At 60.8% G+C, this 26442-nt stretch carries 28 protein-coding genes and 1 tRNA gene; 19 read left to right on the top strand and 10 right to left on the bottom strand.

From position 1 onward, the window contains the following. The first annotated feature begins 206 nt into the window (after window positions 1-206). Window positions 207-279 (top strand) — tRNA-Glu (locus tag HMPREF2996_RS04610). A gap of 74 nt (window positions 280-353) precedes the next feature. On the opposite strand, the gene HMPREF2996_RS04605 is transcribed toward HMPREF2996_RS04610, so the two are convergent. Further along, the gene (locus HMPREF2996_RS04605; RefSeq protein WP_236659275.1) at window positions 354-1061 is read right to left on the bottom strand and encodes a hypothetical protein; all 708 of its coding nucleotides are present in this window, start codon (window positions 1059-1061) and stop codon (window positions 354-356) included. Window positions 1062-1177: 116 nt separating this feature from the next. After that, a complete protein-coding gene (locus HMPREF2996_RS12435; protein WP_083313780.1) occupies window positions 1178-1468 on the bottom strand; it encodes a hypothetical protein in 291 nt (96 codons plus the stop codon). Between the two features lie 168 nt (window positions 1469-1636). Between HMPREF2996_RS12435 and HMPREF2996_RS12430 the strand changes: the two genes are divergently transcribed. Next, window positions 1637-2440: a chymotrypsin family serine protease gene (locus HMPREF2996_RS12430; protein ID WP_083276436.1), complete on the top strand. Its 804-nt coding sequence runs from the start codon at window positions 1637-1639 to the stop codon at window positions 2438-2440. A 43-nt stretch (window positions 2441-2483) separates the two neighbouring features. Here HMPREF2996_RS12430 and HMPREF2996_RS04595 read toward each other — a convergent pair whose 3' ends face one another. Then, window positions 2484-3197, bottom strand: a complete 714-nt coding sequence (locus tag HMPREF2996_RS04595) for an IclR family transcriptional regulator (protein WP_070445015.1) — start codon at window positions 3195-3197, stop codon at window positions 2484-2486. Between the two features lie 48 nt (window positions 3198-3245). On the opposite strand from HMPREF2996_RS04595, the gene leuC reads away from it, so the two are divergent. The 3 genes from leuC (at window position 3246) to HMPREF2996_RS04580 (ending at window position 6270) form a co-directional block, all read left to right on the top strand. Beyond that, window positions 3246-4688, top strand: a complete 1443-nt coding sequence (leuC, locus tag HMPREF2996_RS04590) for a 3-isopropylmalate dehydratase large subunit (protein ID WP_070730316.1) — start codon at window positions 3246-3248, stop codon at window positions 4686-4688. A gap of 16 nt (window positions 4689-4704) precedes the next feature. Beyond that, window positions 4705-5295, top strand: coding sequence for a 3-isopropylmalate dehydratase small subunit (leuD, locus tag HMPREF2996_RS04585; protein WP_070710587.1), 591 nt, complete (start codon window positions 4705-4707; stop codon window positions 5293-5295). Between the two features lie 75 nt (window positions 5296-5370). Beyond that, window positions 5371-6270, top strand: coding sequence for an EI24 domain-containing protein (locus HMPREF2996_RS04580; protein WP_070730314.1), 900 nt, complete (start codon window positions 5371-5373; stop codon window positions 6268-6270). A gap of 49 nt (window positions 6271-6319) precedes the next feature. Here the strand turns inward: HMPREF2996_RS04580 and HMPREF2996_RS04575 are convergent, their stop codons facing one another. After that, window positions 6320-7318, bottom strand: coding sequence for an NUDIX hydrolase (locus tag HMPREF2996_RS04575; RefSeq protein ID WP_070730312.1), 999 nt, complete (start codon window positions 7316-7318; stop codon window positions 6320-6322). Window positions 7319-7466: 148 nt separating this feature from the next. Between HMPREF2996_RS04575 and HMPREF2996_RS04570 the strand changes: the two genes are divergently transcribed. Both HMPREF2996_RS04570 and HMPREF2996_RS04565 read left to right on the top strand, forming a co-directional pair. Then, on the top strand, window positions 7467-8465 hold the full coding sequence (locus HMPREF2996_RS04570; protein WP_070643396.1) for an NAD(P)H-dependent glycerol-3-phosphate dehydrogenase: 999 nt from the start codon (window positions 7467-7469) through the stop codon (window positions 8463-8465). A gap of 21 nt (window positions 8466-8486) precedes the next feature. After that, the gene (locus HMPREF2996_RS04565; protein ID WP_070718575.1) at window positions 8487-9557 is read left to right on the top strand and encodes a D-alanine--D-alanine ligase family protein; all 1071 of its coding nucleotides are present in this window, start codon (window positions 8487-8489) and stop codon (window positions 9555-9557) included. A gap of 29 nt (window positions 9558-9586) precedes the next feature. Here the strand turns inward: HMPREF2996_RS04565 and HMPREF2996_RS04560 are convergent, their stop codons facing one another. After that, window positions 9587-10501 (bottom strand): DUF3515 domain-containing protein, encoded by a 915-nt coding sequence (locus HMPREF2996_RS04560; RefSeq protein WP_070718572.1) that lies wholly within the window; start codon window positions 10499-10501, stop codon window positions 9587-9589. Window positions 10502-10591: 90 nt separating this feature from the next. Between HMPREF2996_RS04560 and HMPREF2996_RS04555 the strand changes: the two genes are divergently transcribed. Genes HMPREF2996_RS04555 through HMPREF2996_RS04520 form a run of 8 tightly spaced genes read left to right on the top strand, consistent with a single transcriptional unit; the run spans window position 10592 to window position 18496 of the window. Beyond that, entirely contained in the window at window positions 10592-11557 is a 966-nt protein-coding gene (locus HMPREF2996_RS04555; RefSeq protein WP_141754766.1) for a thiamine-phosphate kinase, read from the top strand. Window positions 11558-11592: 35 nt separating this feature from the next. Beyond that, window positions 11593-12201, top strand: coding sequence for a uracil-DNA glycosylase (locus HMPREF2996_RS04550; RefSeq protein WP_201829587.1), 609 nt, complete (start codon window positions 11593-11595; stop codon window positions 12199-12201). Between the two features lie 10 nt (window positions 12202-12211). Then, window positions 12212-13630: a DAK2 domain-containing protein gene (locus HMPREF2996_RS04545; RefSeq protein ID WP_070710592.1), complete on the top strand. Its 1419-nt coding sequence runs from the start codon at window positions 12212-12214 to the stop codon at window positions 13628-13630. Between the two features lie 3 nt (window positions 13631-13633). Further along, window positions 13634-15730, top strand: a complete 2097-nt coding sequence (locus tag HMPREF2996_RS04540) for an ATP-dependent DNA helicase RecG (protein ID WP_070718563.1) — start codon at window positions 13634-13636, stop codon at window positions 15728-15730. 42 nt (window positions 15731-15772) lie between these two features. Continuing rightward, on the top strand, window positions 15773-16375 hold the full coding sequence (gene rsmD / locus HMPREF2996_RS04535; RefSeq protein ID WP_070730310.1) for a 16S rRNA (guanine(966)-N(2))-methyltransferase RsmD: 603 nt from the start codon (window positions 15773-15775) through the stop codon (window positions 16373-16375). A 2-nt stretch (window positions 16376-16377) separates the two neighbouring features. Then, window positions 16378-16854: a pantetheine-phosphate adenylyltransferase gene (gene coaD, locus HMPREF2996_RS04530; RefSeq protein ID WP_070444976.1), complete on the top strand. Its 477-nt coding sequence runs from the start codon at window positions 16378-16380 to the stop codon at window positions 16852-16854. A gap of 6 nt (window positions 16855-16860) precedes the next feature. Further along, the gene (locus HMPREF2996_RS04525; RefSeq protein ID WP_070444973.1) at window positions 16861-17616 is read left to right on the top strand and encodes a sulfite exporter TauE/SafE family protein; all 756 of its coding nucleotides are present in this window, start codon (window positions 16861-16863) and stop codon (window positions 17614-17616) included. A 25-nt stretch (window positions 17617-17641) separates the two neighbouring features. After that, the gene (locus tag HMPREF2996_RS04520) at window positions 17642-18496 is read left to right on the top strand and encodes a PPK2 family polyphosphate kinase (RefSeq protein WP_210398896.1); all 855 of its coding nucleotides are present in this window, start codon (window positions 17642-17644) and stop codon (window positions 18494-18496) included. Between the two features lie 14 nt (window positions 18497-18510). Here the strand turns inward: HMPREF2996_RS04520 and HMPREF2996_RS04515 are convergent, their stop codons facing one another. Genes HMPREF2996_RS04515 through HMPREF2996_RS04495 form a run of 5 tightly spaced genes read right to left on the bottom strand, consistent with a single transcriptional unit; the run spans window position 18511 to window position 22014 of the window. Next, window positions 18511-19041: a hypothetical protein gene (locus HMPREF2996_RS04515; RefSeq protein WP_070444967.1), complete on the bottom strand. Its 531-nt coding sequence runs from the start codon at window positions 19039-19041 to the stop codon at window positions 18511-18513. Next, window positions 19038-19562: a hypothetical protein gene (locus HMPREF2996_RS04510; protein WP_070444964.1), complete on the bottom strand. Its 525-nt coding sequence runs from the start codon at window positions 19560-19562 to the stop codon at window positions 19038-19040. Before HMPREF2996_RS04510 ends, HMPREF2996_RS04515 begins: the two co-directional genes overlap by 4 nt. Beyond that, entirely contained in the window at window positions 19559-20080 is a 522-nt protein-coding gene (locus HMPREF2996_RS04505) for a YbjN domain-containing protein (protein ID WP_070730305.1), read from the bottom strand. Before HMPREF2996_RS04505 ends, HMPREF2996_RS04510 begins: the two co-directional genes overlap by 4 nt. Beyond that, the gene (locus HMPREF2996_RS04500) at window positions 20073-20588 is read right to left on the bottom strand and encodes a YbjN domain-containing protein (protein ID WP_070444958.1); all 516 of its coding nucleotides are present in this window, start codon (window positions 20586-20588) and stop codon (window positions 20073-20075) included. The genes HMPREF2996_RS04505 and HMPREF2996_RS04500 overlap by 8 nt, the downstream gene beginning before the upstream one ends. 28 nt (window positions 20589-20616) lie before the next feature. Continuing rightward, window positions 20617-22014 (bottom strand): TIGR01777 family oxidoreductase, encoded by a 1398-nt coding sequence (locus HMPREF2996_RS04495; RefSeq protein ID WP_070730303.1) that lies wholly within the window; start codon window positions 22012-22014, stop codon window positions 20617-20619. Window positions 22015-22174: 160 nt separating this feature from the next. Between HMPREF2996_RS04495 and pyrR the strand changes: the two genes are divergently transcribed. From pyrR to carA, 4 genes are all read left to right on the top strand, one after another. Continuing rightward, on the top strand, window positions 22175-22765 hold the full coding sequence (gene pyrR, locus HMPREF2996_RS04490) for a bifunctional pyr operon transcriptional regulator/uracil phosphoribosyltransferase PyrR (RefSeq protein WP_010186814.1): 591 nt from the start codon (window positions 22175-22177) through the stop codon (window positions 22763-22765). Next, on the top strand, window positions 22766-23737 hold the full coding sequence (locus tag HMPREF2996_RS04485; protein ID WP_070730301.1) for an aspartate carbamoyltransferase catalytic subunit: 972 nt from the start codon (window positions 22766-22768) through the stop codon (window positions 23735-23737). A 44-nt stretch (window positions 23738-23781) separates the two neighbouring features. Then, complete coding sequence (locus HMPREF2996_RS04480; RefSeq protein WP_070730299.1) at window positions 23782-25170, top strand: dihydroorotase; 1389 nt, start codon at window positions 23782-23784, stop codon at window positions 25168-25170. 106 nt (window positions 25171-25276) lie between these two features. Continuing rightward, a complete protein-coding gene (gene carA / locus HMPREF2996_RS04475) occupies window positions 25277-26440 on the top strand; it encodes a glutamine-hydrolyzing carbamoyl-phosphate synthase small subunit (RefSeq protein WP_070643431.1) in 1164 nt (387 codons plus the stop codon). Window positions 26441-26442: the final 2 nt, after the last annotated feature.

Raw genomic sequence — 26442 nt, 5'->3', positions numbered from 1 at the left:
GGCCCCAGCAGCCAACGGCACGCCAGCGGAATAACCACTGATTCGATCCGCACCTAGGCCTTGAGAGTCGAAGTTTACATCGCAGCCATAAGTGGCAACGAGGTTCGGGATTTTATCTGTGTAAAAAGGGTCCGTTACCTGCCGATTTGTGCAATCTTTCGGGGATCCTATAGTGTTTAGCAAGTCCGAAACGGACAGCTAAGCGAGCCCCGTTCGTCTAGCGGCCTAGGACGCCGGCCTCTCACGCCGGTAACACGGGTTCAAATCCCGTACGGGGTACAAATAAAGAGGGCGACAAGCTATATAGCTGTCGCCCTCTTTCCTGATCGGGTTATGGGTTAGCGGTCTGGAGTCTAGACAATGAGGACTTCAGCGCTATTACCGCCCGTGCAGCGAATCACCTCGTGCTCATCAATGTTGCACGTCAATGAGTAGTTCTGCTGTGTGACCGAGCTGTTGACGGTTACCTGTGCGGGGATATAGGCGCGGAGGTCATCCTGGGAGCTTGGGGCTAAGGTCATCAAGCGGCCGGCTGTGGAGCGCGCAAAATCGCAACTAGTGTTTGCGCCGGCCATGACGAAGGCGATGTTATAGCCATCGCCCATCTGGCACACCGTGGCGGGTGTGCCGTGAACGTTGACTGCTGCGCCGTTGGCTTCGCCTTGGGGAAGCTGTCCGGAGAGGCTATTGTAGGTGGACATCTTTGCAGCCTGAGCGGTCTGGTGCTGGCCTGCGCCTGGTTGGGCCCCTTGCACACTCTGCGCTTGAGTATCCGGCTGTTGAGGCTGGCCCCCAGGCTGATCGGCTGCGGTGCCGGGCAATGTCGGTTCGGGGCCGGATGGGGCTCCTTCGTCGGCGGAGTTGGGAACGTGAAGTTCAGCGTCATCATTGAGCGGCTGAAAGGCTGGGTATGTGTTCTCGAAAGTTGGCTCACCCGATACTTCGCCCGGGCCTGACGATGCTGCCATGTCGGATGACGTGGAGCATCCAACCGTTAAAACACCGGCGGTGGCTATGGCTGCAAAAGCTGCGACGGGTCGGAGGGTGCGCGTGGAAGTCATAAGTTCCACCCTAACGGGATGCGCCGAGATGCGCTGGAGAAAACGGGGAGAGCTGCCCAAGCCCGGCATCGTGGGCGCGGGCTAGGCAGCTCAGAAAAACGGAATCCGGAGTGCTCTTAGTGGCAATCCCAGTGGCCATCATGCGCTGCGTGGCGGTGGCCATCGTGCAGGTAGTCCACGTGATCGCCGTGCGGGACGGCTACGTGGCCGCAGCCTTCGCCGTGCTCGTGGTCGTGGCCCTCGTGAACGGTGTGCTCGGATGTCTCGCACTCGTCCCAGTGGCCTTCATGCTCGCGGTGGATGTGGCCATCGTGGACGTAGTCAGTGTGATCGCCGTGCGGGAATGCGACGTGGCCACAGCCTTCGCCGTGGGTGTGCGTGTGCTCGTCGTGAATGGTGTGGGTCATGACTCCTCCTTGAAAGGCTGGGGATTTTCAATCAGTTTTCAGTAGCTGCCACTGTCAGTAAAGCGTGTTTTCAACTCAGTTTCATTAGTGGGGGGTGCTAGGGGGTGTTAGTAGAGTGACGTGCGGGGCGTGAGGTGTATGTGGGGTGAAACAGGCTAGAGTGAAAGTATGATGAATAAGTCTCCTCAGCGTCGCCTTTCGCTTTTTGCTTCCGGCCTTGGTTCTGTGGTTGGTGCATGCTCGCTAGCCATTGCTCTTGCTACCCCCGCAACGGCTGCCGAGGGTGTGCCGGTGAGGCAGGGGCAAAAGGTTGCTGCTGCTGATGGCACCTTGTGTAGTGTCGGTTATGTTGAGGCTAGCCGGGCGTGGACCTCGGCCCACTGCGGTCTCAACGGGGAGCAGATGTATAACGAAGCGGGCCAGCACGTAGGAACCTTGCGTTGGTTCAAGCCTTCTGGGGCGGCAGGGCATGACTTGGCCTATATTCAGTTCGCCGGCGGAACGTACTCGGCCGGAAACCCCCTGACAGGGGATGGCATGGCACCGGTCCCAGGCGAAGGAGCAGCTGTGTGCTTCGACGGGCAGGCCACGTCGCGTCAATGCGGTACTGCGGTGCGGGGGCCAGGCCTCTTTCCTGGAATGAACTATGCGGTCGACGTGTCGCTGGCACCAGGGGATAGCGGTGGAGCAGTCTCCGTTCCAGGGCAGCCAGGTGTGGTGGGTATTTACCAGGGGATTACCCAGACCAATCGAGAAGGCCGGACGGTAATTTTCTCAAACTATGCACGGATGCCACACGCGGATGAACTGGCGCGCTTGCCGCACCAAGGTTGGGTACCGCGACGTCCCAACCGGGAACCAGGAAATCCAATCCGGGTGGCGCAGGAAAAGGGTGAGGCGTTGTCCTCGACAAGCAGCGCGGGCCCAGAAGGACTGCGTGGCCTCGCAATGTATTTTGGTTTGAGTATTTAGAGGTATCTGGGGGCGGAGTTTGCAGGCCTAGCCGTCGGCGGTCTTAGCGGTTGCCATTGTTCGGTGCGCTGTTGGAAAGGGCGGCGCTCAGCCGGTTGGAAGCGCTGACCAGTACATCCGCAAATTTCTCCGCTGGGGAGGGACGGAAGCGCTCGGCCGAACCAGAAATGGAGAGCGCGGCGATGAAGTTTCCGGCGCCGTCGAAAACTGGTGCGGAGATGGAGGCGAGGTTGGACTCGCGTTCCTCGATGGATTCGGAATAACCGTTGGTGCGTGCGAGCTCGACATCGTGCTCGCTGAAAATGGCATCTTCAACGTGTACATCGGCAAAAGCTGCGAAGATTCTAGCGGCGGAGCCAGAGGTGAGCGGGAGCTGGCGGCCTACAGGGACCACGTTGTGTAGTCCAATTTCTGGCTCGCGCGTGGCAATGCAGGTGCGGGTGGTTCCCGAGAGTTCGTATAGCTGGACGGATTCGCCAGTGGCGTCGAGAAGCTCCTCCATGATGGGGCCGGCGGTCTCGATGATTCGATCCCGGTTGCCGGGAAGGGCGGGACCCGCACCCCACTTACCGTCGGGCGTGCGGGTAAGGATGCGGTGTGCCTCGAGCGCTGTGGCGAGACGGTGTGCGGTTGCCCGGGGTAGGCCGGTGGTCTCACACAGCTCATTGAGTGTGGAGGGGCGGTTGGTCGCGGCCATCATGATGGCTACTGCGCGATCCAATACCTTAATTCCTGATACTGCGCTATACTCTCCCATATAATGAAATCTACGTCCCATTAATTGAGATTTCAAGTGGAGAGATACATGACTGAGAAACTGACACTCGCAGAGAAGGTATGGCGCGACCACGTTGTGCGCAAGGGCGAGGGCGGCGAGCCCGATCTTATCTATATTGACTTTCAGCTCCTGCACGAAGTTACCAGCCCCCAGGCTTTCGATGGTCTTCGCCTGGCCGGTCGCAGGATGCGTCATCCAGAGCTGCACTTGGCCACTGAAGACCATAACGTGCCCACCGTCGGAATTAAGACCGGCAACCTTTTAGAAATTAAAGATGAGGTCTCCCGCACGCAGGTATCTACCCTGCGCAAGAACTGTGAAGAGTTCGGTGTGCGCTTGCATTCGATGGGTGATGCTCAGCAAGGCATCGTTCACACCGTAGGCCCGCAGCTAGGAATTACCCAGCCTGGCATGACCATTGTGTGTGGTGACTCGCACACCTCGACGCATGGCGCCTTCGGCTCCATCGCCATGGGCATCGGTACCTCCGAGGTTGAGCACGTCATGGCCACCCAGACGCTTTCGCTCAAGCCTTTCAAGACCATGGCTATCGAGGTTAGCGGAGAGCTGGCGGAAGGTGTTTCGGCCAAGGACTTGATTCTGGCTATCATCGCCAAGATTGGCACTGGCGGCGGCCAGGGCCACATTATCGAGTACCGCGGCGAGGCCATTCGCAAAATGTCGATGGAAGCGCGCATGACGATCTGTAACATGTCCATCGAGGCTGGTGCCCGCGCGGGTATGGTGGCTCCGGATGAAACCACCTTTGAGTACGTCAAGGGCCGCGAGTTCGCCCCGCAGGGCGAAGACTGGGACGCAGCGGTTGACTACTGGAAGACGCTGCCGACTGACGAAGGCGCCGAGTTCGATACCGTCGTGGAGATCGACGGCTCCGCCCTCACCCCGTTTGTCACTTGGGGCACGAACCCGGGACAGGGCCTGCCGCTGAGCGCTGTGGTGCCCGACCCGGAGGAGTGCGGTGACGACGGTGAGAAGGCTGCAGTCGAGAAGGCCTTGGCGTACATGGACCTGGAGCCTGGCACGCCGCTTCGCGATATCCAGATCGACACTGTCTTCCTGGGATCCTGCACGAACGCTCGCATCGAAGACCTGCGCGCAGCCGCTGAGGTAGTCAAAGGGCGCAGTATCGCGGCTGATACCCGCATGATGGTGGTTCCCTCTTCCGCCGTGGTGAAGGCGCAGGCCGAAGAAGAAGGCCTGGATAAGATTTTCACTGATTTTGGCGCTGAATGGCGCACCGCTGGTTGCTCGATGTGCCTGGGTATGAACCCAGACCAGCTGAAGCCGGGGGAGCGCTCGGCGTCGACAAGCAACCGCAACTTTGAGGGCCGCCAGGGCCCCGGTGGCCGTACCCACCTAGTGTCCCCGGCCGTTGCCGCGGCGACAGCAGTCTTGGGTCACCTGGCCGCACCAGCAGATATCGACGATGCCGCCGTGGCCGGCGCTTAAGGAAAGGGAGAAGACAATGGAGAAATTCGTTACTCATACTGGCATCGGCGTTCCGCTGCGAGTATCCAATGTGGACACTGACCAGATTATTCCGGCGCGCTACCTGAAGTCCGTTAAACGCACCGGCTTTGCCGACGGTCTGTTTTCTAACTGGCGCAGCGACGAGCACTTCATTCTCAACGAGGAACCGTTCAGGGAAGGCTCTGTGCTTTTCGCGGGGCCGGACTTTGGTACCGGGTCCTCCCGTGAGCACGCAGTATGGGCGCTTGCCGAGTATGGATTCAAGGCGGTGTTTTCTTCACGCTTCGCCGATATTTTCCGCGGCAATTCCGGAAAGGCTGGCCTGCTGACGGGGCTCATGGAACAAGAAGACATCGAGCTCATCTGGAAACAGTTGGAGGCCGGCGAGACCGAGACCACCGTGGATCTGGAAGCGCGCACGGTTAGCGTCGGCGGCAACAGCTACACCTTTGAGATCGATGATTACACTCGCTGGCGCCTTATGGAGGGGCTCGATGATATTGGCCTGACCCTGCGCAATGAGGCCGATATCGAGGCTTTCGAATCCGCGCGCCCCGCGTTCAAGCCCCGCGTCGTAGCATCTTAACGTGAGCAATGGAGGCGTGGGAGCATTCCCCGCCTCCTGTGGCGCCGGACACATATCGGCGTTAACATCCTCGGCATGAGCAATCCTTATCAAAGCTCTAGCGGGGACAGCGGCAATCAGTTCGGCGGCGCCGGCGGGTATGGCAGCTATGACAATCACGACACCGCGGGGTATGGCTATCAGGGGTATGGCTATCAACAGCCAGGGAACTACGGTTACCAGCAGTCCGGCAGCTACGGGGCGCGCCAGCCTGGTGCCTGGGCTGGAAATCCACCAGGCGGGGCTCCCGCCCAACCCATCGACGCCATGGATATTGTGGGCCAATCATTCAAGGGCTACCTGAAGCAGCCTGTGCCAGGGATGTTGGCCATGCTGGTGCATTTGATCATCACTTTTGCTCTTCTTCTTGTTCCGAGTACCGCTGTAGGCGGTATCTTCGCAGCAATGGAAGAAAGCGGCACGGACATTGAGCCTTTGGTACCTACCGTGGGGATCCCGCTCATGGTTGTCATGGGGCTAGTGGCCTTCGCTTATCTTTTCTGGCTGATGGCGAACCTCTTTAATGGTTCCCGGAAGATCGCAGATGGGGAGAAGGTCACCTTCCGCGACTACTTCAGGTTTGCCCAGCTGAGTGGTTGCGCCGGCGTCTATGCCTGCTTCTTTATTTTGGTAATGCTCGGATCTATTGCGGGCGGCTTCCCTGGTCTGATTCTCTTTGCGCTTCTGTGGCCTGCGCCCGTGATTAAGGCGGATAACCCTGATAAGCCTCTCATGGACTGCTTCCGAGAGGCCCTCAACCTGGTCATGGAGAATCTAGGGCAGTCGCTGCTCTTTATCTTGGTCTGCTCCCTCATCGCGAGCTTGCTTGTCTTTATTCCCATAGTCGGCTTCCTTGCCGCCTATCCGATCTGGGCGCTCGGGATGGTCCTTTTCACTCGCGCTATGCAGCGCCGCCCTGCAGCGCGGTGGGAATAAGACAGCAGGGCAGCACTGAAGTTCCTGAGAGACGGCGGCGATGCCGTACTTAGCGCACAGGAAGCGGGCTAGCCAAGTAGTCCGCCCCGGTAAGCTCACCGTCGTTGAAGGAAAGAACCCATACCGAAGCCTTCTTGAACTTGAGCTCATCGATCGACTTTTTAAGGAACTTCGGCGCGTAGGACTCGATGATGCCGGGGATGGTCAGCCCTTGGCTGACGATAACCGGAACACCGCCGCCGTCGACCACGCGCTGGAAGGCGGCGCGTGCGTCGTCGGGCGATTCAGCAAAGACATCATCGCCGAATGCTTTATTCACGGCGATGTCCATGCCGAGTTCATCGGCCAGCCGGGCAGCGGTGTGCTGGCAACGCTGCGGCGGAGCGCTATAAATGGCGGTCGGATGAAATGGCGTGAGCATCGGCACGAGCATCTCCGCTTGGCGGCGCCCCTTTTTATCCAGCGGGCGCAGGTCATCATCGCCTTCCCACGAGCGGCGCTGGTGTGCGCGTGCATGGCGCACATAAAGAACGCGGGTCGTAGGCGCAAGGCGCAGACGCTTGTGTGCCTTGCCTAGCACCTGGGCATCAACGTCGTAGGAGAGTAATGAGCTGGCCTCGGCGATCTTCATCCAACGCAGCTCATCGGTCTCTTCATTCGGGGTGTACTCACCGTCGAGTACACGGGCCAGCCAGTAGTAGACCACCTTCGTGCGGCCTTGCACCGGGTAGGCCACCTTGCCGATGAGCTTGCCTAGGCGCACGGAGTAACCGGTTTCCTCGAAGATCTCGCGCGCGGCGGTCGCGGGGAGCGATTCGCCCGGATCGACCTTGCCCTTGGGCAGCGACCAATCGTCATAGTGGGGGCGGTGGATAAGTGCAACCTCCGGATCGTGCGGGTCGCCACGCCAGAGAACCGCGCCGGCGGCAAGCGTCGTGCGCTTGAATTCTTCTGCCGGATCGACGGGGATCTCCTGGTGGCGTCCGGAAATGAAGACTTCCGAGCGAATGTCTTTGTCCGTCTCGTGCATGTTCTTTGCCTTGGGCATGCTGCTCCTTTTGCGCCGGTAGCTTTCAACCTTCTCTATCTTCCTCCACTCGCCGTCGCGATGCAGCCTTACGCGCCGAGCGTGCAGGAATGCCAGGCGTGCTTTAATGGGAAAAGCCAATGCAGAGGAATCTAGAGTGAGGTGGCACATGGCAAACGTGGCAGTAATGGGGGCAGGCTCGTGGGGAACCACGCTGGCAAAAGTCTTTGCTGACGCCGGCAACGACGTCCGCTTGTGGGCGCGCCGCGAGGAATTGGCGAATGCCATCAACACGCGCCACGAGAATCCGGATTACCTCCCAGAACTCCCGCTTCCTGAGTCGATTAAGGCCTCCACAGAGCCGGCAACAACGCTGCAGGCCGCGGATATTGTGATCTTCGGCGTTCCCTCCCAGACGCTGCGCGGAAACCTGGAAAAGTGGGCGCCACTCTTGCCTGAGGACGCGACCTTGGTGTCGATCTCTAAAGGCGTGGAGAAGGCCACACTCAACCTAATGAGCGAAGTTATCGCAGACGCCGCCGGTGTCTCCTCCGACCGTATCGCGGTCCTCTCTGGGCCCAACCTAGCCAAGGAGGTGGCCCAGGAGCAACCAGCAGCCACGGTGATTGCCTGCAGCGATGCTGCCCGTGCCGAGGCCGTGCAACATGCCGCCGCAGCACCGTATTTTCGGCCCTATACCAACACCGATGTCATCGGCGCGGAGATCGGCGGCGCCTGCAAAAACGTGATTGCACTTGCCTGCGGCATGGCGGCGGGTAAGGGGTTAGGCAACAACACCATGGCCACCATCATCACGCGCGGGCTCGCGGAGATTACTCGCCTAGGAGTGAAGCTGGGAGCGGACCCGTTCACCTTCTCTGGTCTAGCAGGCATGGGAGACCTCGTGGCGACGTGCAGTTCGACACTGTCGCGTAACCGCACCTTTGGGTATCGCCTCGGCCAGGGTGGCACGCTGGAGGAAGCAACTGCCGCCACCAACGGGCAGGTTGCGGAAGGCGTTATCTCATCTGATTCCATCTTTCGGTTGGCGCAGCGCGCAGACGTAGAGATGCCGATTACCCAAGCGGTCTACGGTGTGTGCCACCGCGGGGTGACTGTCGACGACATGATTGTTGCTCTGATGGGTCGCACCAAGAAAGCTGAGTAAAGCCGAGTAAAGTTGCTCGGTATGACTGAAGCGAAACCTGTGCGCGTTGCCGTTGTGTACGGCGGTCGCAGCTCCGAGCATTCGGTGTCGTGCATTTCCGCCGGCGCAATCATGGAGCACCTTGATCCGGAAAAGTATGAAGTCGTGCCCATTGGCATCACGCGGGAAGGCACCTGGACGCAGGGCAACCGCGCGGGACTCGACATTGTTGACGGGCGGCTGCCCGAAGTAGAACTGCACGATGAGCTGGCGTTATCCCTCAACCCTGCCACGCGTGGGCGCATCCACAATGTCACCCGCCACGAGCACTACACAGAGGTCGATGTCATCGTCCCAGTTCTGCACGGCCCCTATGGGGAAGACGGCACAGTGCAGGGCCTCTTTGAACTTTCCGGGATTCCCTACGTCGGCGCAGGCGTATTGGCTTCGGCTGTGGGAATGGACAAGGAGTTCACCAAGAAGCTTCTGGTCGCGGAAGGCCTTCCGGTAGCGCCGCAAGAAGTACTCACAGGGGAAGCCACGCTTAATGACGCCCAAAAGGAACGCCTTGGCCTGCCCGTCTTTGTGAAGCCGGCGCGGGGCGGATCCTCCATCGGTGTGTCCAAGGTCTCCGCATGGGAAGACCTTGAAGCAGCACTAACCCTGGCCTATGAATCCGATGACAAGGTCCTCATCGAACCAGAAATCAGCGGCGCCGAGGTGGAGGTGGGAGTTCTTGAACGCCCCGACGGCAGCCTCCAGGCCTCTGTCCCCGCCAAGCTCTTGGGCACCACGGAGTCTGAGGAAGGCTTTTATGATTTCGATGCCAAGTACATCGACGAGGGCGTCTCGGCAGCAATTCCTGCTCCGTTGAGTGAGGAGCTGACCGCCGAACTTCGACAGCGCGCTATTGAGGCTTTCCGGGCGCTGGGTGCCTCGGGCCTATCGCGCGTGGATTTCTTCGTCAGTGATGATTCCTACTGCATCAACGAAGTGAATACCTTCCCCGGCTTCACCCCGATTTCTATGTACCCGCAGGTCTTTGCTGCGGAAGGGGTAGGTTATGCCGAGCTGCTCGACACCCTTATTCAGACGGCCCTCGCGCGTTCCTAGGGTGACGATGTAGGCCGCGCCTCTCACACCTACTGGGAGGGAGTGGCTGCCACGAGGGCGTCGCTAAGCCGCACCAGCGCGGAATTCGCAGCATCCTGTGGGGCAGACAACGCGAGGTCCTCCGCCCGGCCGAGCGCGAACCATGTGCCGGCCGTGGTGCCCTCCGCCAGCGTGGTGTCTTCGAACCACGGGACGTCGTTGACCTGCTGGAGCTGAACACCTGCTCGGTAGTTCTCCGGAGAGGCCACGCCGCAGCGCACGACAATCTCTTCCTGACCCGGTGCGCTATAAACCCAGGTGTTCTTATCTCCCACATCCGCGCGGCGCGTATAGCCCTCTGCAAGTGTTTCCGGCAGGGCCTCTTCTAGAGCGGGACACATGGAATCCGGTCCAGCCTTGAGCTGCGATAGCGGCGCTGGGTTGGCCTTCTGTGCCTTCTTTTCTAGTTGCTGGAAGGCTGCTTCTAGCCCCTCTGGAGCGTCATCATGGGCCTCCTCCGAGGAGGTTGTCACCGCGATGGCGGGGGTGTGCTTGGTGCTGTACCACGTCGAGAGGGTGGAGCCGGGGGTGGCGTCGAGGACCTGTAGCCACGATTCGCCGTCGGACTCGACGGTGTGGGAGTAGTCGGTAAACTGCTGCGGCAGGTCAACACCACAGCGCAGCGTTACTTTGTCCTCCGAGTTCTTTGCCCACGCGGCGGCGCCCGCCGGGGCAGGATCGACCAAGTCGACGCGCGGGTAACCCATGAGCTTGTCCGGCAGCGCATCGACGACAGCGGCACACTCGGGGGAGTCCGCTGCCTCAGAGGGAGTGGGAGGCAGCGCCACTGGCTGTTGCGCGGCGCTGGTGAATACGTATTTGGCACCAAAAATCACCGCGAAGACCATCGCGATGGAGATCCCGAGTGAGATGTAAATAGCGGTGCGGTTAAATTGGGTATCCATAGGGGCTTATCCTATCGCTGATAGCCCGAGAAGAACGAACGCGGACGGCGCGCACGAGTGGCGTGTAGCCCGCGCAAGGAAAAGGAGTCCGTGACGGTGGGTTTGTCCCATACCCTCGATCAAGCCGGTGAACGGCACGTTATCCATGAGATTGTCACTGCAGCCCCGAGCGCGCTCAACGGCGACGATGCGGCAGTGCTGTACCCGGCGGCACCCAATTCGCGCACGGTGGCCGCGACAGACATGATGGTGGAAGGTCGGCACTTCCGGCGGGACTGGTCCACCGCCGCGGAGATCGGACAGAAAGCCATTGTGCGCAACTTCGCGGATATTGAGGCAATGGGCGCGCGCCCTACAGCGGCATTGCTGGCGATTGCCGCCCCGGGAGATACCTCGGTGGACTTCGTGCGGGGGATTGCGCAGGGTATCGCTGAGCGCTGCGCGGTATATAACGCGGAGCTCGTAGGCGGAGATCTGACCCGCAGTGAGAGCTTGGTCATCAACGTCACGGCGTTAGGCTCCCTGGGTGGAAGTGGTGCAGCGCTGACTCTGGATGGTGCCCGGGCGGGCCAGAAGTTGGTAGCACACGGCAAGATTGGGTATTCCGGGGCGGGCCTGGCACTGTTGCAACGCTATGGCCGCGCATTGCCGCCGGAGTTAGAAGAATTCTGGCCTTTGGTCGACGCCCACTGCGCTCCCTCCCTCACCCCGGGGCGTGGTGTCATCGCGCGGGCAACCGGTTCGACCTCGATGACGGATAACTCGGATGGCCTCGTGCGCGATATAGGACACTTAGCTGGGCGTTCCGGGGTGCACATCGACCTTGACCGTGGAGCGATTGCCCCTGACCCGCTGCTGGCTGCCGCCGGCGCGGTGCTCGATATCGATCCTTGGGAATGGGTCTTAACCGGCGGCGAGGACCACACGCTGTTGGCTACCACGTACAAGGCCCCTCCCTCCGGTTTCCGGGAAATTGGTCGGGTGATGCGCGGTAGCGGCGTGACCATTGACGGAGAGGAGCCGCGCTATAGCGAGGGCTGGGAGGGATTCGCGTGAGCCACATTGATACCTCTCACATTCACTACTCGTGGATGCCTTACATCCGGCAGGCACTGGAGGAAAACCTTCCACGCATTGAGCGCGAGATTGGCGCAGAGTTCCTGCCGCCCGCCGAGAATGTATTCGCCGCCCTGTCTATGCCGCTCGAGGACGTGCGGGTGCTCATCGTGGGCCAGGACCCCTATCCCACGCCGGGGCATGCCATGGGTTTGTCCTTCTCCACGCGATCGGGCGTGCCGGCCCCGCGTTCGTTGAAGAATATCTACGCCGAGCTTGGCGACGACCTCGGCATCCCCGGCCGCGCTGATGGTGATCTACGGGCCTGGTTTGAGCAAGGAGTGCTGCTGCTCAACCGAGTGCTTACCGTGGCCCCGGGCCAGGCCGGTTCACACCGCAGGCTCGGGTGGGAAGCGATTACCGAGGCCGCCATCAGAGCACTGGCGGGGCGCGATATCGTGGCCATTCTATGGGGCCGCGATGCCCAAGCCTGCCAAGCTTTCCTGCCCGGTACAGAGTGCATTACCTCCCCGCATCCTTCGCCGCTGTCAGCGCGGCGTGGATTCTTCGGGTCGCGTCCCTTTTCCCGGGCCAATGCGGCTTTAGAGGCCCGTGGCGTCCCCGCGGTGGACTGGCGCTTGTAGACTAGCCAGCATGTCATATCCCGCTGAGTTGGATGCTCGTGGCCTCCACGAGTGGGCCGCCCGAACCGTGGAGGAGCTGCAGCGCCGCCGCGCCGAGATCAATGCCCTCAACGTTTTCCCAGTGCCCGATTCCGACACGGGATCCAACATGGCGCACACCATGGAGTCCGCATTGGCGGAGGCCAATAAGGGCGAGGTGGACGTGGCCGAAGCCCTGGCCATCGGCTCAGTGCGCGGCGCCCGCGGCAATTCGGGGATGGTGCTCTCCCAAGTGCTGCGGGGGGTTGCCGATGCCACGACGGATTCGCGCGTGGACGGTGCGGTACTCGCCGATGCTTTGACCTTGGCTGTCACTTTGGTGGACCGCGCGCTTGCCGCACCGGTGGAAGGAACGATTATTACCGTGTTGCGAGCCGCGGCCATCGCCGCCAATCAGGCTGCCGAGCAGCCTGGGGCCGAGCTTCACGGCATCTTGCTCGCAGCGGTCGAGGCCGCACGGAAGGCCCTTGCTGAGACCCCCTCGCAGCTATCGGCCCTGCGCGAAGCCGGCGTTGTGGATGCCGGTGGAACCGGCTTCGTAATTTTGCTCGAGTGCTTGCTCACTCAGGTCACAGGGCACGATCCCGCCAGCCAACCCCTGACGGAGTCGGTGCTACTTCACTCCGAGGAGCCTGCCGTGCGGGAGCCACAGGCAGGAGAAGAGCTCGCAGAGATCGAAACCATCTTCTTCTTTGAGGGAAACCTGGGCGACATCGAAGAGACCTTGGCTCCGCTGGGCAATAGTCTCGTCATTGCACGGGCGACGGAAACCTCCGCCAGCGTGCACATCCATAGCGCTGAGGCGGGGACCGTGATCGAAAAGGCCTATTCCCTGGGAAAGGTCAGCAACCTGCGGCTCGAAGCGCTACCGCAGACGGGTCAGGCGGCCAGCTGCCAAGATTCTGGTGGTGGTGGGGGAGCACAGCGGCGTATCTTTGCCGCGGTGCCTGAAGAGGCAGCGCGGGAGCTTTTTGAGAAGGCGGGGGCGGACGTCGTCAAGCCCGGCGAAGAACTGCAAAGCGCCGGGGAGGGAGATCTTTTCTTGCCCAATGGCTGCGGTGGTGACCCGGGCAAGGCTACTGTCATTCCGACCGATTCCCTGGTAGCCGGGCTGGCGGCGCTCTCGGTTTATGCGCCGAGTTCCGCGCACACCGACGACGTGCTCGCCGCGATGAAGGACGCTGCCCGTTCCATGCGGGTAGCCTACCCAGATAGAGAAAACGTGGCTGGGATTCTAGCGGCATGTCGTACTCAACTGGGCTATGGCGGCGAGCAGATCACGGTGCTGACTGGCCTTGAGCTAGAGGAAGACGAGTTAGCCCGAGAGTTGGGGGTTGATGTCGTGGTTCTGCACGTGCCTGGACTGCGCACTGAGATTGGGGTGGAGTAGACCATGCTGGGCTGGCAGGATGACCGCGCACTGACGGATATCTTGGCAAAGAAGGATGCCGCGGCTTTCAAGCGCGCCTTCGGATACACCACGTGCGGGGAGCTGCTCAGCCACTATCCGCGCGACTACATCCGCCACAATAAGGACGTGGGCCTCGGCGGTGCTGAGGATGGTGATCACGTCACCATCACTGGCGTTATCGAAGAACTCCGCGTTAAACACACATCTAAAGCCGTGGTGTTTATCCTCTACATGGATAGCGGAGTCCAGGCCTCCTTTTTCAATGCGCACTACGTGCAGCGCGTGCTGGGGCGCGGCATGCGCGTCATGCTCTCCGGCAAGCTGAAATACTTCCGGGGATACCCCAGCTTGCAGCACCCCGATTTTCTCATCCTCGACCCCGGCCGCTATCAGGAGTCCCTGCTGGATAGCACTACTGGGCAGGGGACAGGTTCGCTGAAGAAGCTCTCCCAGTTCGGCTCGCTGGAGACCTTCCTGCAGCGCGAATGGATTCCCGTGTACCCGGCTAGCGGAAAGGTGACGTCGTGGTACATCATGGGCGCTATCCATAAAGTGCTCGAGCACACCCCACCGATCCCGGAGCCGCTGGACTATCGGATGATGGTGACGCTGGATCAAGCCGTGCGCGAGATCCACGAACCGGGTGATAATGGCCCGGAGCGCGCTATCCAGCGCCTCAAGTACAACGAGGCCCTATCGGTGGGCCTAGTTATGGCCTTGCGTCAGCGCGATGTCAAGGCGCGCACGGCAACCCCGATGCCGGCAATTCTGGAAGGTTACCGCGATGAGCTGCTCAGCGAGCTACCCTTCGCGCTGACTGACGGTCAACGACGTGTCATCGGCGAGATCGACGCAGATCTGTGTGGCACCGCGCCCATGATGCGGCTGTTGCAAGGTGAGGTCGGTTCAGGCAAAACGCTCGTTGCCACCTGTGCCATGCTGCAGGCGGTTGATGCTGGAAAACAAGCTGCACTGCTTGCCCCGACGGAGGTACTGGCGGCGCAGCATGGGGCGTCGATTAGCGCCAGCGTTCCCGAAGGTGTCACCGTCACGGTCCTAACGGGTTCGATGAAGACGGCGGAGAAACGCAAAGCTTTGTTGGAGATTGTCTCTGGCGAGGCCGATATCGTGATTGGCACCCACGCCATCATCCAGGACAGCGTTGAATTCTTCGATTTGGGCCTCGTCATCGTGGATGAGCAGCACCGCTTTGGCGTCGAACAGCGCGATAGCCTGCGCACCAAAACTCGGAAGGGAACCAGCCCGCACCTGTTAGTGATGACTGCGACACCTATCCCGCGCACGATTGCCATGACGGTGTTCGGTGATCTAGCGGTATCGACGCTCAAGGAGCTGCCCGGTGGACGCAAACCTATCTTGTCCGCGGTGGTTCCCGAATGGAAGCCGGAGTGGGTACGCCGCGCCATCGAGCGCATCCGTGAAGAGGTAGGCAAGGGTCACCAGGCTTATATCGTCTGCCCGCGGATTGAAGGAGAGGGCGGTGTGGAAACCATGTCGGTCCAACTGCGCAACCTTCCCTTGCGCGGATTGCGAGTGGAGATGCTCCACGGCAAAATGCCCGATAAGGACCAAGTAATGGAGAGCTTCGCGCGCGGGGAGATTGATGTCCTCGTGGCCACCACGGTCATTGAAGTCGGCGTCGATGTTCCCAATGCCACCGTCATGCTGATCCGGGAATCGGAGAACTTTGGAGTCTCGCAGCTGCACCAGTTGCGCGGGCGCGTGGGACGCGGCGGCAATGAATCGGTGTGCCTGCTGCACACGACGGCTGAGCCTAATAGCAAGTCTTTCCGGCGTATCAAAGCTATCGCGGATACGCCATCTGGTTTTGACCTAGCTGAGCTCGACCTACAGCAACGCCACGAAGGCGATATCTTGGGAACACTGCAATCCGGTACGAAGCGCACGCTGAAGTTGCTGGACCTCATCAATGACCGGGACATCGTCGAGCGCACGCATGCTGATGCCGCCGCGTTGGTCGAGCGCAACCCTGAATTAGCGGAGGAACTGACGCACAACCTAAGTGCAGATGAACAGGGATTTTTGGAGAAGAACTAGGCTTGTCACCGCGGGAAACTGAGGGGAGATAGGGTAGAAGCCATGACCAGAATCATCGCCGGAGAAGCCCGCGGGCGCACCATCAAGGTGCCCGTAGCTGGGACGAGGCCCACGTCCGACCGTGCCCGCGAGGGCCTTTTCTCATCGTTGAATGTGCGCTGGGGGTTTATTGATTCCCGCGTGTTGGATCTCTTTGCTGGTTCCGGCGCCTTAGGCCTTGAGGCAGCTAGCCGTGGCGCTGAGGAAGTCGTCCTCGTGGAGAATAATGCCGCGGCCGTGAAAGTCATTCGCCACAATATTGGGGTGGTGAAGCACCCGCGCGTGGAAGTACGAGAAATGAAAGCCTCGTCATACCTTGCCACCGCACCGCGCGGCTACTTCGACATGGTGCTCGCGGATCCGCCCTATGAGTTCGATGATGTTGATGGTCTTCTCGCCGCCATCGAGCCGGTGCTGGATGATGCCGCGATAGTTGTCATCGAGCGCCACGTGGACTCGCCGCACACACAGTGGCCAGATGGCTTTGAGCCCACCGGTCAGAAGCTTAAGAAGCGGACCTTTGGCATCGCGCGTTTTGATATGGCGATCTATCACCGCAGTGCGGATAGCTCGAAGATCGATACCACCGGAACCCAGGAGGACTAGCCATGCCGACTCACGCCGTATGCCCCGGTTCTTTCGATCCCATCACGCTGGGGCACGTCGACGTTTTTAATCGTGCCAGCGAGCTTTTTGACAAGGTCACGGTGCTGGTGACGGGAAACCCCGACAAGCCTTCTGGGCTGTTTAGCGTGGAGGAGCGCGTGGACCTTATTCGCCGTACCGTTTCCCCGGAGATCGAGGTGGACTGGTGGGGCGGATTGTTGGTGGATTACACCAGCGCCCATGGCATAGACACGATTGTGAAGGGCTTGCGTTCCTCCTTGGATTATGAGTATGAGCTGCCGATGGCGCAGATGAACCGGCGCCTTTCCGGAATCGATACCGTCTTTTTGCTCACGGATGAGAAATACGGATATATCTCTTCTTCGCTGTGCAAGCAGGTGGCGCAGTACGGCGGTGATGTTACGGGTATGTTCCCGGATCATGTGGCTGCCGCAGTGATGGAACGCTACCGAGGCTAAAGGGATATGTCTGTACTGGCAATACCCCTCGTTGTCCTCCTTACCGTCATCGCTGGCTCGTGCTTGCAGCGAGTCTCCGGCATGGGCCTGGGCCTCATTGGTGGGCCCATCCTGACGCTTTTCCTCGGCCCCGTCGAAGGCATCATGGTCATCAACGTCTTGGCCTGCCTCAATGCCATCCTCACGACCTATTCGATGCGTGAGAATGTGGACTGGGGAAAGTGGCTGCGCATCGGTCCTTTCATGGTCCTCGGCTCAATTCCGGCGGCGCTGCTCATCGCCCGTATTGATACTGCGGCGTTGTTGGTTCTGGTTGGTGCCGCCTTATTGATTGCGCTGGCCGTGGTGGTCTTTGGGCGCAAGTTCGTCCCGGAGATGAGTGGCACGGGCCCGGCCATCTCCGCGGGTATTTTGGGCGGGTTCACCAATACCCTGGCCGGCGTGGCCGGCCCGGTCATCACGGTCTATGCCCAGGCCGCGCGGTGGCCCAAGGAGGTTCTCGCGCCGACCCTGCAGCCCTGCTTTGTCATCGGTGGATTGTCTTCGGTTCTCACGAAGTACTTCCTGGGCTCCGGCGGCTTTGACGGTTTGCACTGGCTGGTGTGGCCCTGCGGGGTGATTGGAATGTGCGTTGGCATTCTCTTAGGAAAGAAGATTGCTGGGCGCGTCTCTCGGGACAAGGCCCATAAGCTATCACTGTGGCTGGCCAGCCTAGGAGCGCTCAGCGCATTGCTGCGAGGCCTTTTTACCCTGGGTGCTTAAACAGCATCTCGGTATGGTGGAGTCCATGGCGAAATTCAAGATTGAGGACGCGCTCTCCCTGCGTGCTGGCAAAAATTTTCAGATTGACTCGGTTGATGCCTCGGCAACGCCAGGCTTTGACGGTGACAAAGACGAGCTTGATGCGCGCTTTTCCAAGTACGATGACGAGCTCTATGAGCTGCAAGAGCGGCTGTTTGCCAACGGTCGCAGCTATGGTGAGGACGCCCCAGCGGTTCTTATCGTCCTGCAGGGCATGGATACCTCGGGCAAGGGCGGTGCTATCCGCCACGTGTTGAGCACCTTCGACCCGCAAGGAACCACGACCGTCGGCTTCGGTAAACCCACCGAAGAGGAGCTAGAGCATGACTTCCTGTGGCGCATCCGCAAACATGACCCGCAGCCGGGACAAATCGTGGCCTTTGACCGCTCCCACTACGAGGATGTCCTCATTCAGCGCGTGCACGAGTGGGTGGATGAAGAAGAGGTGGATCGGCGCATCGAGGCCATCCGTGACTATGAGCTGGAATTAACGGCCAGGGGAGTCAAGGTCATTAAAATCTTCCTTCACTTGTCCAAGGAAGCCCAGAAGGAAAATCTGCTGGAGCGCACGGAGCGGGAAGATAAGTTCTGGAAATACGACCCGGCTGATGTGGAGGAGCGCGCCTATTGGGATGAGTACATGTCGGCCTACGAGGATGCTATTCAGCGCACGGATGAAAACTACGCGCCCTGGTACGTCATTCCTACCGATAACAAGAAGTATGCCCGGATGGCGCTGAAGTTTCTCATCGTGGATCTCCTGCGCCACCTAGATCTGGAATGGCCGGCGCCCGACTTTGATCCGGAAGTCGAGCGCCAGCGTATTAAGGACGCTGACTAGACGCTGACTAAGAGCTAGTCGCTCTCTGTGCCATCGACGTCGCTGGCCAGCTCGCGGGCGGCGGCGTTAAACGCATCCAGAACAGACAGCAGCGCTTCTTGCGCGTTGATGATACCGAGGTTGAGCGCGTGAAAGAGCTGGTCCTCGTTCAGACCAGCGGTGGTGACGAAGCACGCATCACCGCGCAGCTCAACCTCATCCTCAGCTAAACCAACGAGCGCGCGCCCATCGAAAGCACCGGAATTGAACTCGTTGCAGAGCACATGGAAGATGGGGAGCATCTCCGCATTGAGCTGTGTGGACAGCACGCTCTCGATGCGCACGAGGCCCTCTTCCACGGTGATGACCCAGTCAAGGTCGTTGAGGCGGGCAACTGCGGTTGTCGCATCTTCTGGGTGCGCGGTGGCTGCCATATCCAGCTCGGCGCCGTTGAGCACGCTCAACACGCGGTCCCGGCCGACGGCGGCCAGCGGTGACCCGGAGAGAATGTCGAAAGGATCGGAACTGCCGGATGCATTCTGGTTCTGATGTGGGTCCTGGCTCATGCTTGCTCCTCCTTATCCCAGGTGACAGCCTGCGGGAAGCGCTGTGCCACGACGTCGAAGATCTCAGCGAAGCTGGCCAGTGAACTCAGCAGGAAATGGCCGAGCTGAGCCAAGGAGAGGCCTTCGCCCACGCCCATGGCGCGGTTGGCGCCTAGGTGGATCTCCGCGTTACCCTTCGCATCCTCTTCTACGAGGAAGTTCAGGGTGGGCGCAACGCTGGCCCAGTTCAGCTCCGCCACCACGGCGGCTACCTCCGGTTCGAGGTGTGCTGGAAGAGTGCCCTCCCACGAGGCGAAGGCACTGAGTACCTCGCCTTCAGCGTCGAGCTCACAGTGCACTGCGATATGGGGGACACCGGTCTGCAGCACGCGGCGCGCGGAATCGGCACTGTCGGCGCCAGTGTCAGCGTCGTCTTCTGGCTCTGGGGTTGCCTCGATGAGTGCATAGTCGGCGGCGATAAGCTCGCACAACTGCGCCAACCGGTCGATGGTGACCGGCTCAACCACGTGGAGATCGGTCACTGCTGCTCACCCTGAGCACCCTCGGCCCCCTCGCCCGCCTGCGCGGCTGACTCGGAACCGAGCTTGGCCATTTCTTCGGCAGCGGAGACCATGGCGTTCTGGGCGTTGATGACGCCGTCCACAGAGGCGCGCAGTGCGGCCGCGAGTTGTTCATCGGTCATTCCGGCCGCGCAAGGAATGTCAGCCTCGGTGCGTACGAGCAGCATGCCATCGAAGTCAGCAATGACGGCGCGTGCCCCCATAGCCACGGAGTTGATCTGGTTAGCGGCCAAGAAAAGACCTGCGTCTGCCTTGGCATAGTTGACGTCCGTCGGAACATCGCAGCGCACGATAGCAACGCTCTCCAGGACGGCGAACATGCACGGCAGACCGTTGAGATTAGCGGTCGCGGCGTCGTCGCGACCGGTGACCGGCTCGAGTTCGATGTCGAAGGTCTTCATCGCCTCGATGATGCGGTCGAGGGTGACCTCCGGCAGTGCGTGCGGATCCTCGGCGGTAGGCGTTGTCGGATTAGTCATGGTTGTGCTCCTTCCAGGTGACAAGCTGCGGGTACTGCTGTTCCATCCACTCGAAGGATTGCAACACAGCATCCAGGGTGGACATGACGAACGCGCCGAGCTGGTTGCGGGATGCACCATGGGTCACGTCCAGATCGCGTGCACCGGAGACCGCCAAAGCGTTGTCTGGCGCTTCGAAGAAGCGGAACGTCGGCGTGAAGTGGTCCTGGTTCCATGCGTTGATGTGCATGAGCAACGCAGGGCCTTCGGAGGCGGGGACAGAGCCGCGCCATACGGAATCGACGATGAGGGAGGAACCCACGAGCTGGAAGGCGATGGCGGCGTTGGAGAAGCCGGTGCGCAAGAGGTTGACCGTTTGGCCGTCTTGAGTCTTCTGCTCTTCGATGCGGTATTCCAAGCCTTCTGACTCAAAGATTTCCGCTATGCGCTCGAGGCTGACTTCTTCGATGGGTGTGTCAGGCTGCAGCTGGCGCTGCTGCGCGTGGTCATGGTTAGTGGTGTCCGTCAATTCTTCTACTCACTTCGCTACATTTTTCTTAATCATTTCCGGCCCCGACACTACCGGAGCCGTCTTCCCCGGGTGCGCAGGTGGGGGCCTCGACGAGTTTTTCGCCACCGAGCTCGTGGGCGAGCGCTGGAGCGATGTCGGGGTAGCGGAAGGTGTGGCCCAGCGCTTCCGCGCGCGTGGGTAGGACCTTTTGGTTGGCCAGTGCCAGCTCCCGCGCACCTTCCTTACCCAGCAGTAGCGTCGGACCGAGGCTGGGAATGGGGATGACGGTCGGCCGGTGAAGGAGTGAGCCGAGGGCATCTACATAGTCGCGATTGAGCACCGGGGTGGGGGAGACTGCGTTGATGGCACCGCTCCAGGCAGGGTCGAGGGCGGCGCGGACAAACATATCTGAGAGATCATCCTGCGCAACCCAGCTATTCCACATGCTGCCCTTGCCAAATGAGCCGCCCAGTCCAGTAGAAAACAGCGCCCGCAGCAGCGGCAGGATTCCCGCGTTGGCAGATTGCACGATGCCGGTGCGCAGGTTCACCACTCGTTTCCCGGCCTCACGTGCCGGCGCGCAAGCATCCTCCCACGCCGTCACGACATCGGCCAAAAAGCCCTCACCGCGCTCCGAGCCTTCGGTCAGTTCTTCATCGCCCCGGTCCGGGCCGTAGATACCGATAGCGGAAGAACAGACCATCGCAGTCACGGAGGGAGTCTCGGCCGCCAGCTGCGCCAGCAGGTGAGTAGGGCCTACACGTGAATCCCGAATAGCTTCCTTGTGCGCGGTATTAAAGCGCCCGAAAATCGGCTCGCCGGCCAGGTGGATGAGGATATCAACGCCGTCCAGCAAATCTTTGGCGGGCACAGTAGGCCGCCACAGGCGCTCGCCGGCACCTGGTTTAGAGCGCACGAGCGGAATGACGGTGTGGCCCAAGGTGCCGAGCTGTGCGGCCACAGCAGTGCCTACCGTGCCGTGCGTACCAGTTATTGCTATTGTGCGGGGCTCGGCGTTGAGAGCACCCAGCCGCTGAGCAAAGCGAAAGTCCTCAATGAGCTGCTGCTGCCGGTAGGCAAAAATCGATTCCACTGCCCCCGTGGGGATGCGGGTGTCCACCTTGTCGGTGATGAGCGTGCCCTCTGGGTGGTCTTCAAAGACGTGTTCGTGGCGCCAATTGGCCAGCGAACGGAAGGGGGCGTTGATGCAGACATCAGCGAAAGAACGCCGCGGCTGGTACCTACTCAAATCATGCCGGGCGACCCATTTCAAACCACCAGGAAACCCCAAGATAGAAGTCCCATCAGCTAATGACTCGGCCTGCTGCAGGGGAGTCATGAAACCGAAAGGCGCGGTGAGGCGCGCGAGCGCTCCCGGGCGGGTGTGCCATTGCCAAACCTCTTCGCGCGGGGCTGGAACAACGTGCTGGGTAGTAAAACTCACTGTCTAGGGACCTGCCTCAAAAGATTCGGGGTGCGAGGGCGTACACAGCACGCCTGAAGAGTGCTATGGTTAGTGCTGGCTTTCAAGCATAGACAAGTCCTTTTAACCATTGTCCGACATCCTTTAAAGACCGCACCGTGAGGCGGGGAAGGAGGTCACGATGAGTGAAACCGGCACCCACGCGGAGTCCAACGAGCTGTTGAGCTCGAAAGACGTCGCGCGCACTGTCGCACGCATCGCGCACCAGATCATTGAAAAGACGGCGCTAGATTCGAGTGATTCCCCTCGAGTCCTGCTCTTAGGCATTCCCTCTGGTGGCGTGCCTTTGGCACAGCGCCTTGCCGAAAAAATTGAGGAATTCTCCGGGGTGGAGGTTCCTTGGGGCTCCCTAGACATCACGTTGTACCGCGATGATCTCTATGCCCGCCCGCACCGTGCATTGCAGCCTACGACGGTGCCTGACGGCGGCATTAACGGCGCCACCGTGATTCTTGTCGACGACGTCTTATACTCCGGCCGCACCATCCGCGCCGCACTCGATGCCCTCGCGGACATCGGCCGTCCCGACATCATCCAACTCGCAGTCCTCGTGGACCGTGGGCACCGCCAGGTCCCCATCCGTGCTGATTACGTGGGCAAGAATATCCCCACCGCGCGCGACGAGGACGTCACCGTGTACAACGCTGACATCGATGGCCGGGATGCCGTCGTTCTTACCCGCTTCACTGCACAGCCCGGCAAGGAGGCATAAATGAAGCACCTCATTAATATCGCCGACCATAGCGCCGAGGAGATCCTTGGGCTGATGGATGAGGCCGACCGTTTCCGGGAAGCCCTCGAAGGCCGCGAAGTCAAGAAGCTGCCCACGCTGCGCGGGCGCACCGTTTTCACCTTGTTCTATGAGAACTCCACCCGCACCCGTTCTTCTTTCGAAACGGCGGGTAAGTGGATGTCGGCTGATGTCATTAACTTGTCTGCGTCTACGTCTTCGGTCAAGAAGGGTGAGTCCCTCAAGGACACCGGGTTGACTTTGACGTCGATCGGCGCAGATGCCATCATCATGCGCCACCCTTCCTCGGGTGCTGCGCAGCAGCTCGCCGGCTGGGTGGCACCTGAAGGGCAGGGGCCGAGCGTCATCAACGCCGGCGATGGCTCTCACCAGCACCCCACGCAGGCGCTTCTCGACGCCGTCACGATGCGCCAGCGCCTGCACCTAGGAGCGGATCGCTCCGCTGCAGGCACCGGCTTTGAGGGACTGAAAGTCACCATCGTTGGTGATTGCCTGCACTCCCGCGTCGTGCGCTCCAACGTGGACCTGTTGTCCACCCTGGGAGCCGAGGTCACGCTCGTCGCTCCGCCGACACTGTTGCCCTTCGGCGTGGACACTTGGCCGGTACGGGTTTCCCATGACTTCGACGCCGAGGTGCCGGAGGCGGACGTCGTCATGATGCTGCGCGTTCAGGCAGAGCGCATGAATGGTGGCTTTTTCCCCTCGCACCGCGAATACGCCTCCCTCTACGGGCTGTCCAAGGACCGCGCCGCGGCCATGAAGAAGGATGCCATCATCATGCACCCGGGCCCCATGGTTCGTGGCATGGAGATCAACTATGCCGTGGCCGACTTTGACGACACCGCAGTGCTCCAGCAGGTCAACAACGGTGTCCATGTGCGCATGGCCACCCTCTTTACGCTGCTGACGAACGGCGAGAACGCCGGTATCTAAATCGAGTTATCTCACATACCAACGAGGAGAGCTTTTCAGAAACCATGACTATTTATCCAGACACCGGCGTGCTCTCGGCTCCTGCGGCGGGCACCTTGCTCATCACCAACGTCCGCCCTTATGGCGAGGGCGAACCCACCAGCATCCTGATCAAGGATGGCGTTATCGAGGCCATCGGCACCGCCGCCGATGCCGGGGACGCCAGGGACGCCGGGGCCGTGACCCCGGCAGTTGAGGTGGACCGCACTATCGACGGTGGCGGCAACGTGCTGCTGCCAGGGCTGGTGGACATGCACGTTCACCTGCGTGAGCCGGGCCGCGAGGACACCGAGACCATCGAAACCGGCTCGCGCGCTGCCGCCAAGGGCGGCTTTACCGCCGTGTTCACCATGGCCAACACCTCACCGGTGACGGACCAGCCCATCATCGCCGAGTCCGTCTGGGCCAAGGGCCAGGCACGTGGCCTGTGCGACGTCCATCCGGTCGGCTCCATCACGAAGGGCCTCGAGGGCAAGACCCTGACCGAGTTTGGCATGATGGCCCGCTCGGACGCCAAGGTGCGCATGTTCTCTGATGACGGCAAGTGCGTCCAAGACCCGCAGCTCATGCGCCGTGCCTTGGAGTACGCCAAGGGCCTTGACGTCCTGCTGGCCCAGCACGCAGAGGACCACCGCATGACCGAAGGCGCTAGCGCCCACGAGGGCGAGGTTGCGGCCCGCCTGGGCTTGCGCGGCTGGCCGCGCGTCGCTGAGGAATCCATCGTCGCCCGCGACGCCCTACTCGCGCGTGATTACGGCAACCGCATGCACATCTGCCACGCTTCGACGAAGGGCACCGTGGAGCTGCTCAAGTGGGCCAAGGAACAGGGCATTCCGCTGACCGCCGAGGTGACCCCGCACCACCTGCTGCTGACCGATGACAAGCTGGTGACCTACGACGGCGTCTACCGCGTCAACCCACCGTTGCGCGAGGAATCCGACGCCCTGGCCCTGCGCCAGGCCTTGCTTGACGGGCTTATCGACGTCGTGGCCACAGACCACGCTCCGCACGGCAGCGAAGACAAGTGTGTCGAGTTCGAGCACGCTAAGCCAGGCATGCTGGGACTGGAATCCTCCCTGGCGGTCATCGCCAAGCTCTTCGTCGCCACCGGCCTGGCCGACTGGCGCTTCGTCGCCCGCGTCATGTCGGAGCGTCCGGCAGAGATTACTCGCCTGCCTGGTCATGGCCGCCCGATTGCGGTGGGCGAGCCAGCCAACCTCACCATCGTCGATCCCAAGCACAAGTGGGTATCGGATTCCACGCGTCTGGCTTCGAAGTCGGAGAACAACCCCTATGAGGGGGAGGAATTCGGTGCACGCGTGGCCTACACCATCCTGCGTGGCGCGGTGACCTACGACCTAGCGGCTGAAAGCGCCAGCGAGGCGGCCAAGTAATCGGGATAATCGACAATCAGAGTTGCTCGACACTTAAGTAACCAACGCACGTCCCCAACACAACCAACCCTTCACCGAGAAAATTCACTGAAAGGTTCAACACACAGTGACTTCCACTACCACCACCCCCGCCATCCTGGTCCTCGCTGATGGCCGCACCTTCCGAGGCTTCGGCTTCGGCGCCACCGGTACGACTCTGGGCGAGGCCGTCTTCACCACCGCCATGACGGGCTACCAGGAGACCATGACGGACCCGTCTTACCACCGCCAGATCGTCGTCGCCTCTGCGCCGCAGATTGGCAATACGGGCTGGAACGATGAGGACAACGAGTCCCATGACGACAAGATCTGGGTTGCCGGCCTAGTTATCCGTGATCTGGCCCGCCGCGTTTCCAACTGGCGTGCCGCCCGCTCCCTGCCGGAGGAGATGGAGAAGCAGGGAATCATCGGTATTGGGGGAATCGATACCCGCACTTTGGTGCGCCACCTGCGCAATCATGGCTCCATCAAGGCCGGTATTTTTTCGGGCGAGGCGGCTGAGCGGGACGTCGAGGAGCTCGTCTCTGAGGTCAAGAACCAACCTTCCATGGCCGGCCTTGACCTGTCCGAAGAAGTCTCGACCGATGAGGTCTATACCTTCCCAGCCGTAGGGGAGAAGCGCTTTACCGTCGTGGCCTATGACATGGGAGTCAAGACCGCCACCCCGAAGCACTTTGCCGAGCGCGGCATCGAGACCATCGTGGTTCCCGCCAACACCCCGTTCGAGACGATCAAGCAGTACAACCCAGACGGCGTGTTTGTCTCCAACGGTCCGGGCGACCCGGCTACCGCTGACACCATGGTCGGCATCGTGCGCGACATCCTTGCTGCTAAGTACCCCTTCTTCGGCATCTGCTTTGGCAACCAGATCCTCGGCCGTGCGCTGGGTATGGACACCTACAAGCTGAAGTTCGGCCACCGCGGCATCAACGTTCCGGTGCGCAACCAGCTGACCGGAAAGATCGATATCACCTCCCAGAACCACGGCTTTGCTTTGGCCAGCCCCTCGGGCAAGGAAGACCCGGCCGGCGAGGAATTCGATACCGACTTCGGCCCGGCAGTGGTCTCCCACACCTGCCTCAACGACAACACCATCGAAGGTGTTGCGCTCAAGGATGGCATGGCGTACTCCGTGCAGTACCACCCTGAGTCCGCCGCCGGCCCACACGATGCCAACCCGCTCTTTGACCAGTTCATCGAGCTCATGACTGAAAAGTCCCCGAACAAGTAGAA

Source organism: Corynebacterium sp. HMSC066C02 (assembly GCF_001814945.1).
GTDB lineage: Bacteria > Actinomycetota > Actinomycetes > Mycobacteriales > Mycobacteriaceae > Corynebacterium > Corynebacterium aurimucosum.
The sequence above is the reverse complement of the archived record's forward strand: the minus strand, read 5'-3'. Positions and strand labels throughout refer to the sequence as shown.

Excerpts from the sequence above, each read along its gene's own strand:
- HMPREF2996_RS04605 (WP_236659275.1), bottom strand. The coding sequence starts at position 1,061 with ATGACTTCCACGCGCACCCTCCGACCCGTCGCAGCTTTTGCAGCCATA.
- HMPREF2996_RS12435 (WP_083313780.1), bottom strand. The coding sequence starts at position 1,468 with ATGACCCACACCATTCACGACGAGCACACGCACACCCACGGCGAAGGC.
- HMPREF2996_RS12430 (WP_083276436.1), top strand. The coding sequence starts at position 1,637 with ATGATGAATAAGTCTCCTCAGCGTCGCCTTTCGCTTTTTGCTTCCGGC.
- HMPREF2996_RS04595 (WP_070445015.1), bottom strand. The coding sequence starts at position 3,197 with ATGGGAGAGTATAGCGCAGTATCAGGAATTAAGGTATTGGATCGCGCA.
- leuC (WP_070730316.1), top strand. The coding sequence starts at position 3,246 with ATGACTGAGAAACTGACACTCGCAGAGAAGGTATGGCGCGACCACGTT.
- leuD (WP_070710587.1), top strand. The coding sequence starts at position 4,705 with ATGGAGAAATTCGTTACTCATACTGGCATCGGCGTTCCGCTGCGAGTA.
- HMPREF2996_RS04580 (WP_070730314.1), top strand. The coding sequence starts at position 5,371 with ATGAGCAATCCTTATCAAAGCTCTAGCGGGGACAGCGGCAATCAGTTC.
- HMPREF2996_RS04575 (WP_070730312.1), bottom strand. The coding sequence starts at position 7,318 with ATGCCCAAGGCAAAGAACATGCACGAGACGGACAAAGACATTCGCTCG.
- HMPREF2996_RS04570 (WP_070643396.1), top strand. The coding sequence starts at position 7,467 with ATGGCAAACGTGGCAGTAATGGGGGCAGGCTCGTGGGGAACCACGCTG.
- HMPREF2996_RS04565 (WP_070718575.1), top strand. The coding sequence starts at position 8,487 with ATGACTGAAGCGAAACCTGTGCGCGTTGCCGTTGTGTACGGCGGTCGC.
- HMPREF2996_RS04560 (WP_070718572.1), bottom strand. The coding sequence starts at position 10,501 with ATGGATACCCAATTTAACCGCACCGCTATTTACATCTCACTCGGGATC.
- HMPREF2996_RS04550 (WP_201829587.1), top strand. The coding sequence starts at position 11,593 with ATGCCTTACATCCGGCAGGCACTGGAGGAAAACCTTCCACGCATTGAG.
- HMPREF2996_RS04545 (WP_070710592.1), top strand. The coding sequence starts at position 12,212 with ATGTCATATCCCGCTGAGTTGGATGCTCGTGGCCTCCACGAGTGGGCC.
- HMPREF2996_RS04540 (WP_070718563.1), top strand. The coding sequence starts at position 13,634 with ATGCTGGGCTGGCAGGATGACCGCGCACTGACGGATATCTTGGCAAAG.
- rsmD (WP_070730310.1), top strand. The coding sequence starts at position 15,773 with ATGACCAGAATCATCGCCGGAGAAGCCCGCGGGCGCACCATCAAGGTG.
- coaD (WP_070444976.1), top strand. The coding sequence starts at position 16,378 with ATGCCGACTCACGCCGTATGCCCCGGTTCTTTCGATCCCATCACGCTG.
- HMPREF2996_RS04525 (WP_070444973.1), top strand. The coding sequence starts at position 16,861 with ATGTCTGTACTGGCAATACCCCTCGTTGTCCTCCTTACCGTCATCGCT.
- HMPREF2996_RS04520 (WP_210398896.1), top strand. The coding sequence starts at position 17,642 with ATGGCGAAATTCAAGATTGAGGACGCGCTCTCCCTGCGTGCTGGCAAA.
- HMPREF2996_RS04515 (WP_070444967.1), bottom strand. The coding sequence starts at position 19,041 with ATGAGCCAGGACCCACATCAGAACCAGAATGCATCCGGCAGTTCCGAT.
- HMPREF2996_RS04505 (WP_070730305.1), bottom strand. The coding sequence starts at position 20,080 with ATGACTAATCCGACAACGCCTACCGCCGAGGATCCGCACGCACTGCCG.
- pyrR (WP_010186814.1), top strand. The coding sequence starts at position 22,175 with ATGAGTGAAACCGGCACCCACGCGGAGTCCAACGAGCTGTTGAGCTCG.
- HMPREF2996_RS04485 (WP_070730301.1), top strand. The coding sequence starts at position 22,766 with ATGAAGCACCTCATTAATATCGCCGACCATAGCGCCGAGGAGATCCTT.
- HMPREF2996_RS04480 (WP_070730299.1), top strand. The coding sequence starts at position 23,782 with ATGACTATTTATCCAGACACCGGCGTGCTCTCGGCTCCTGCGGCGGGC.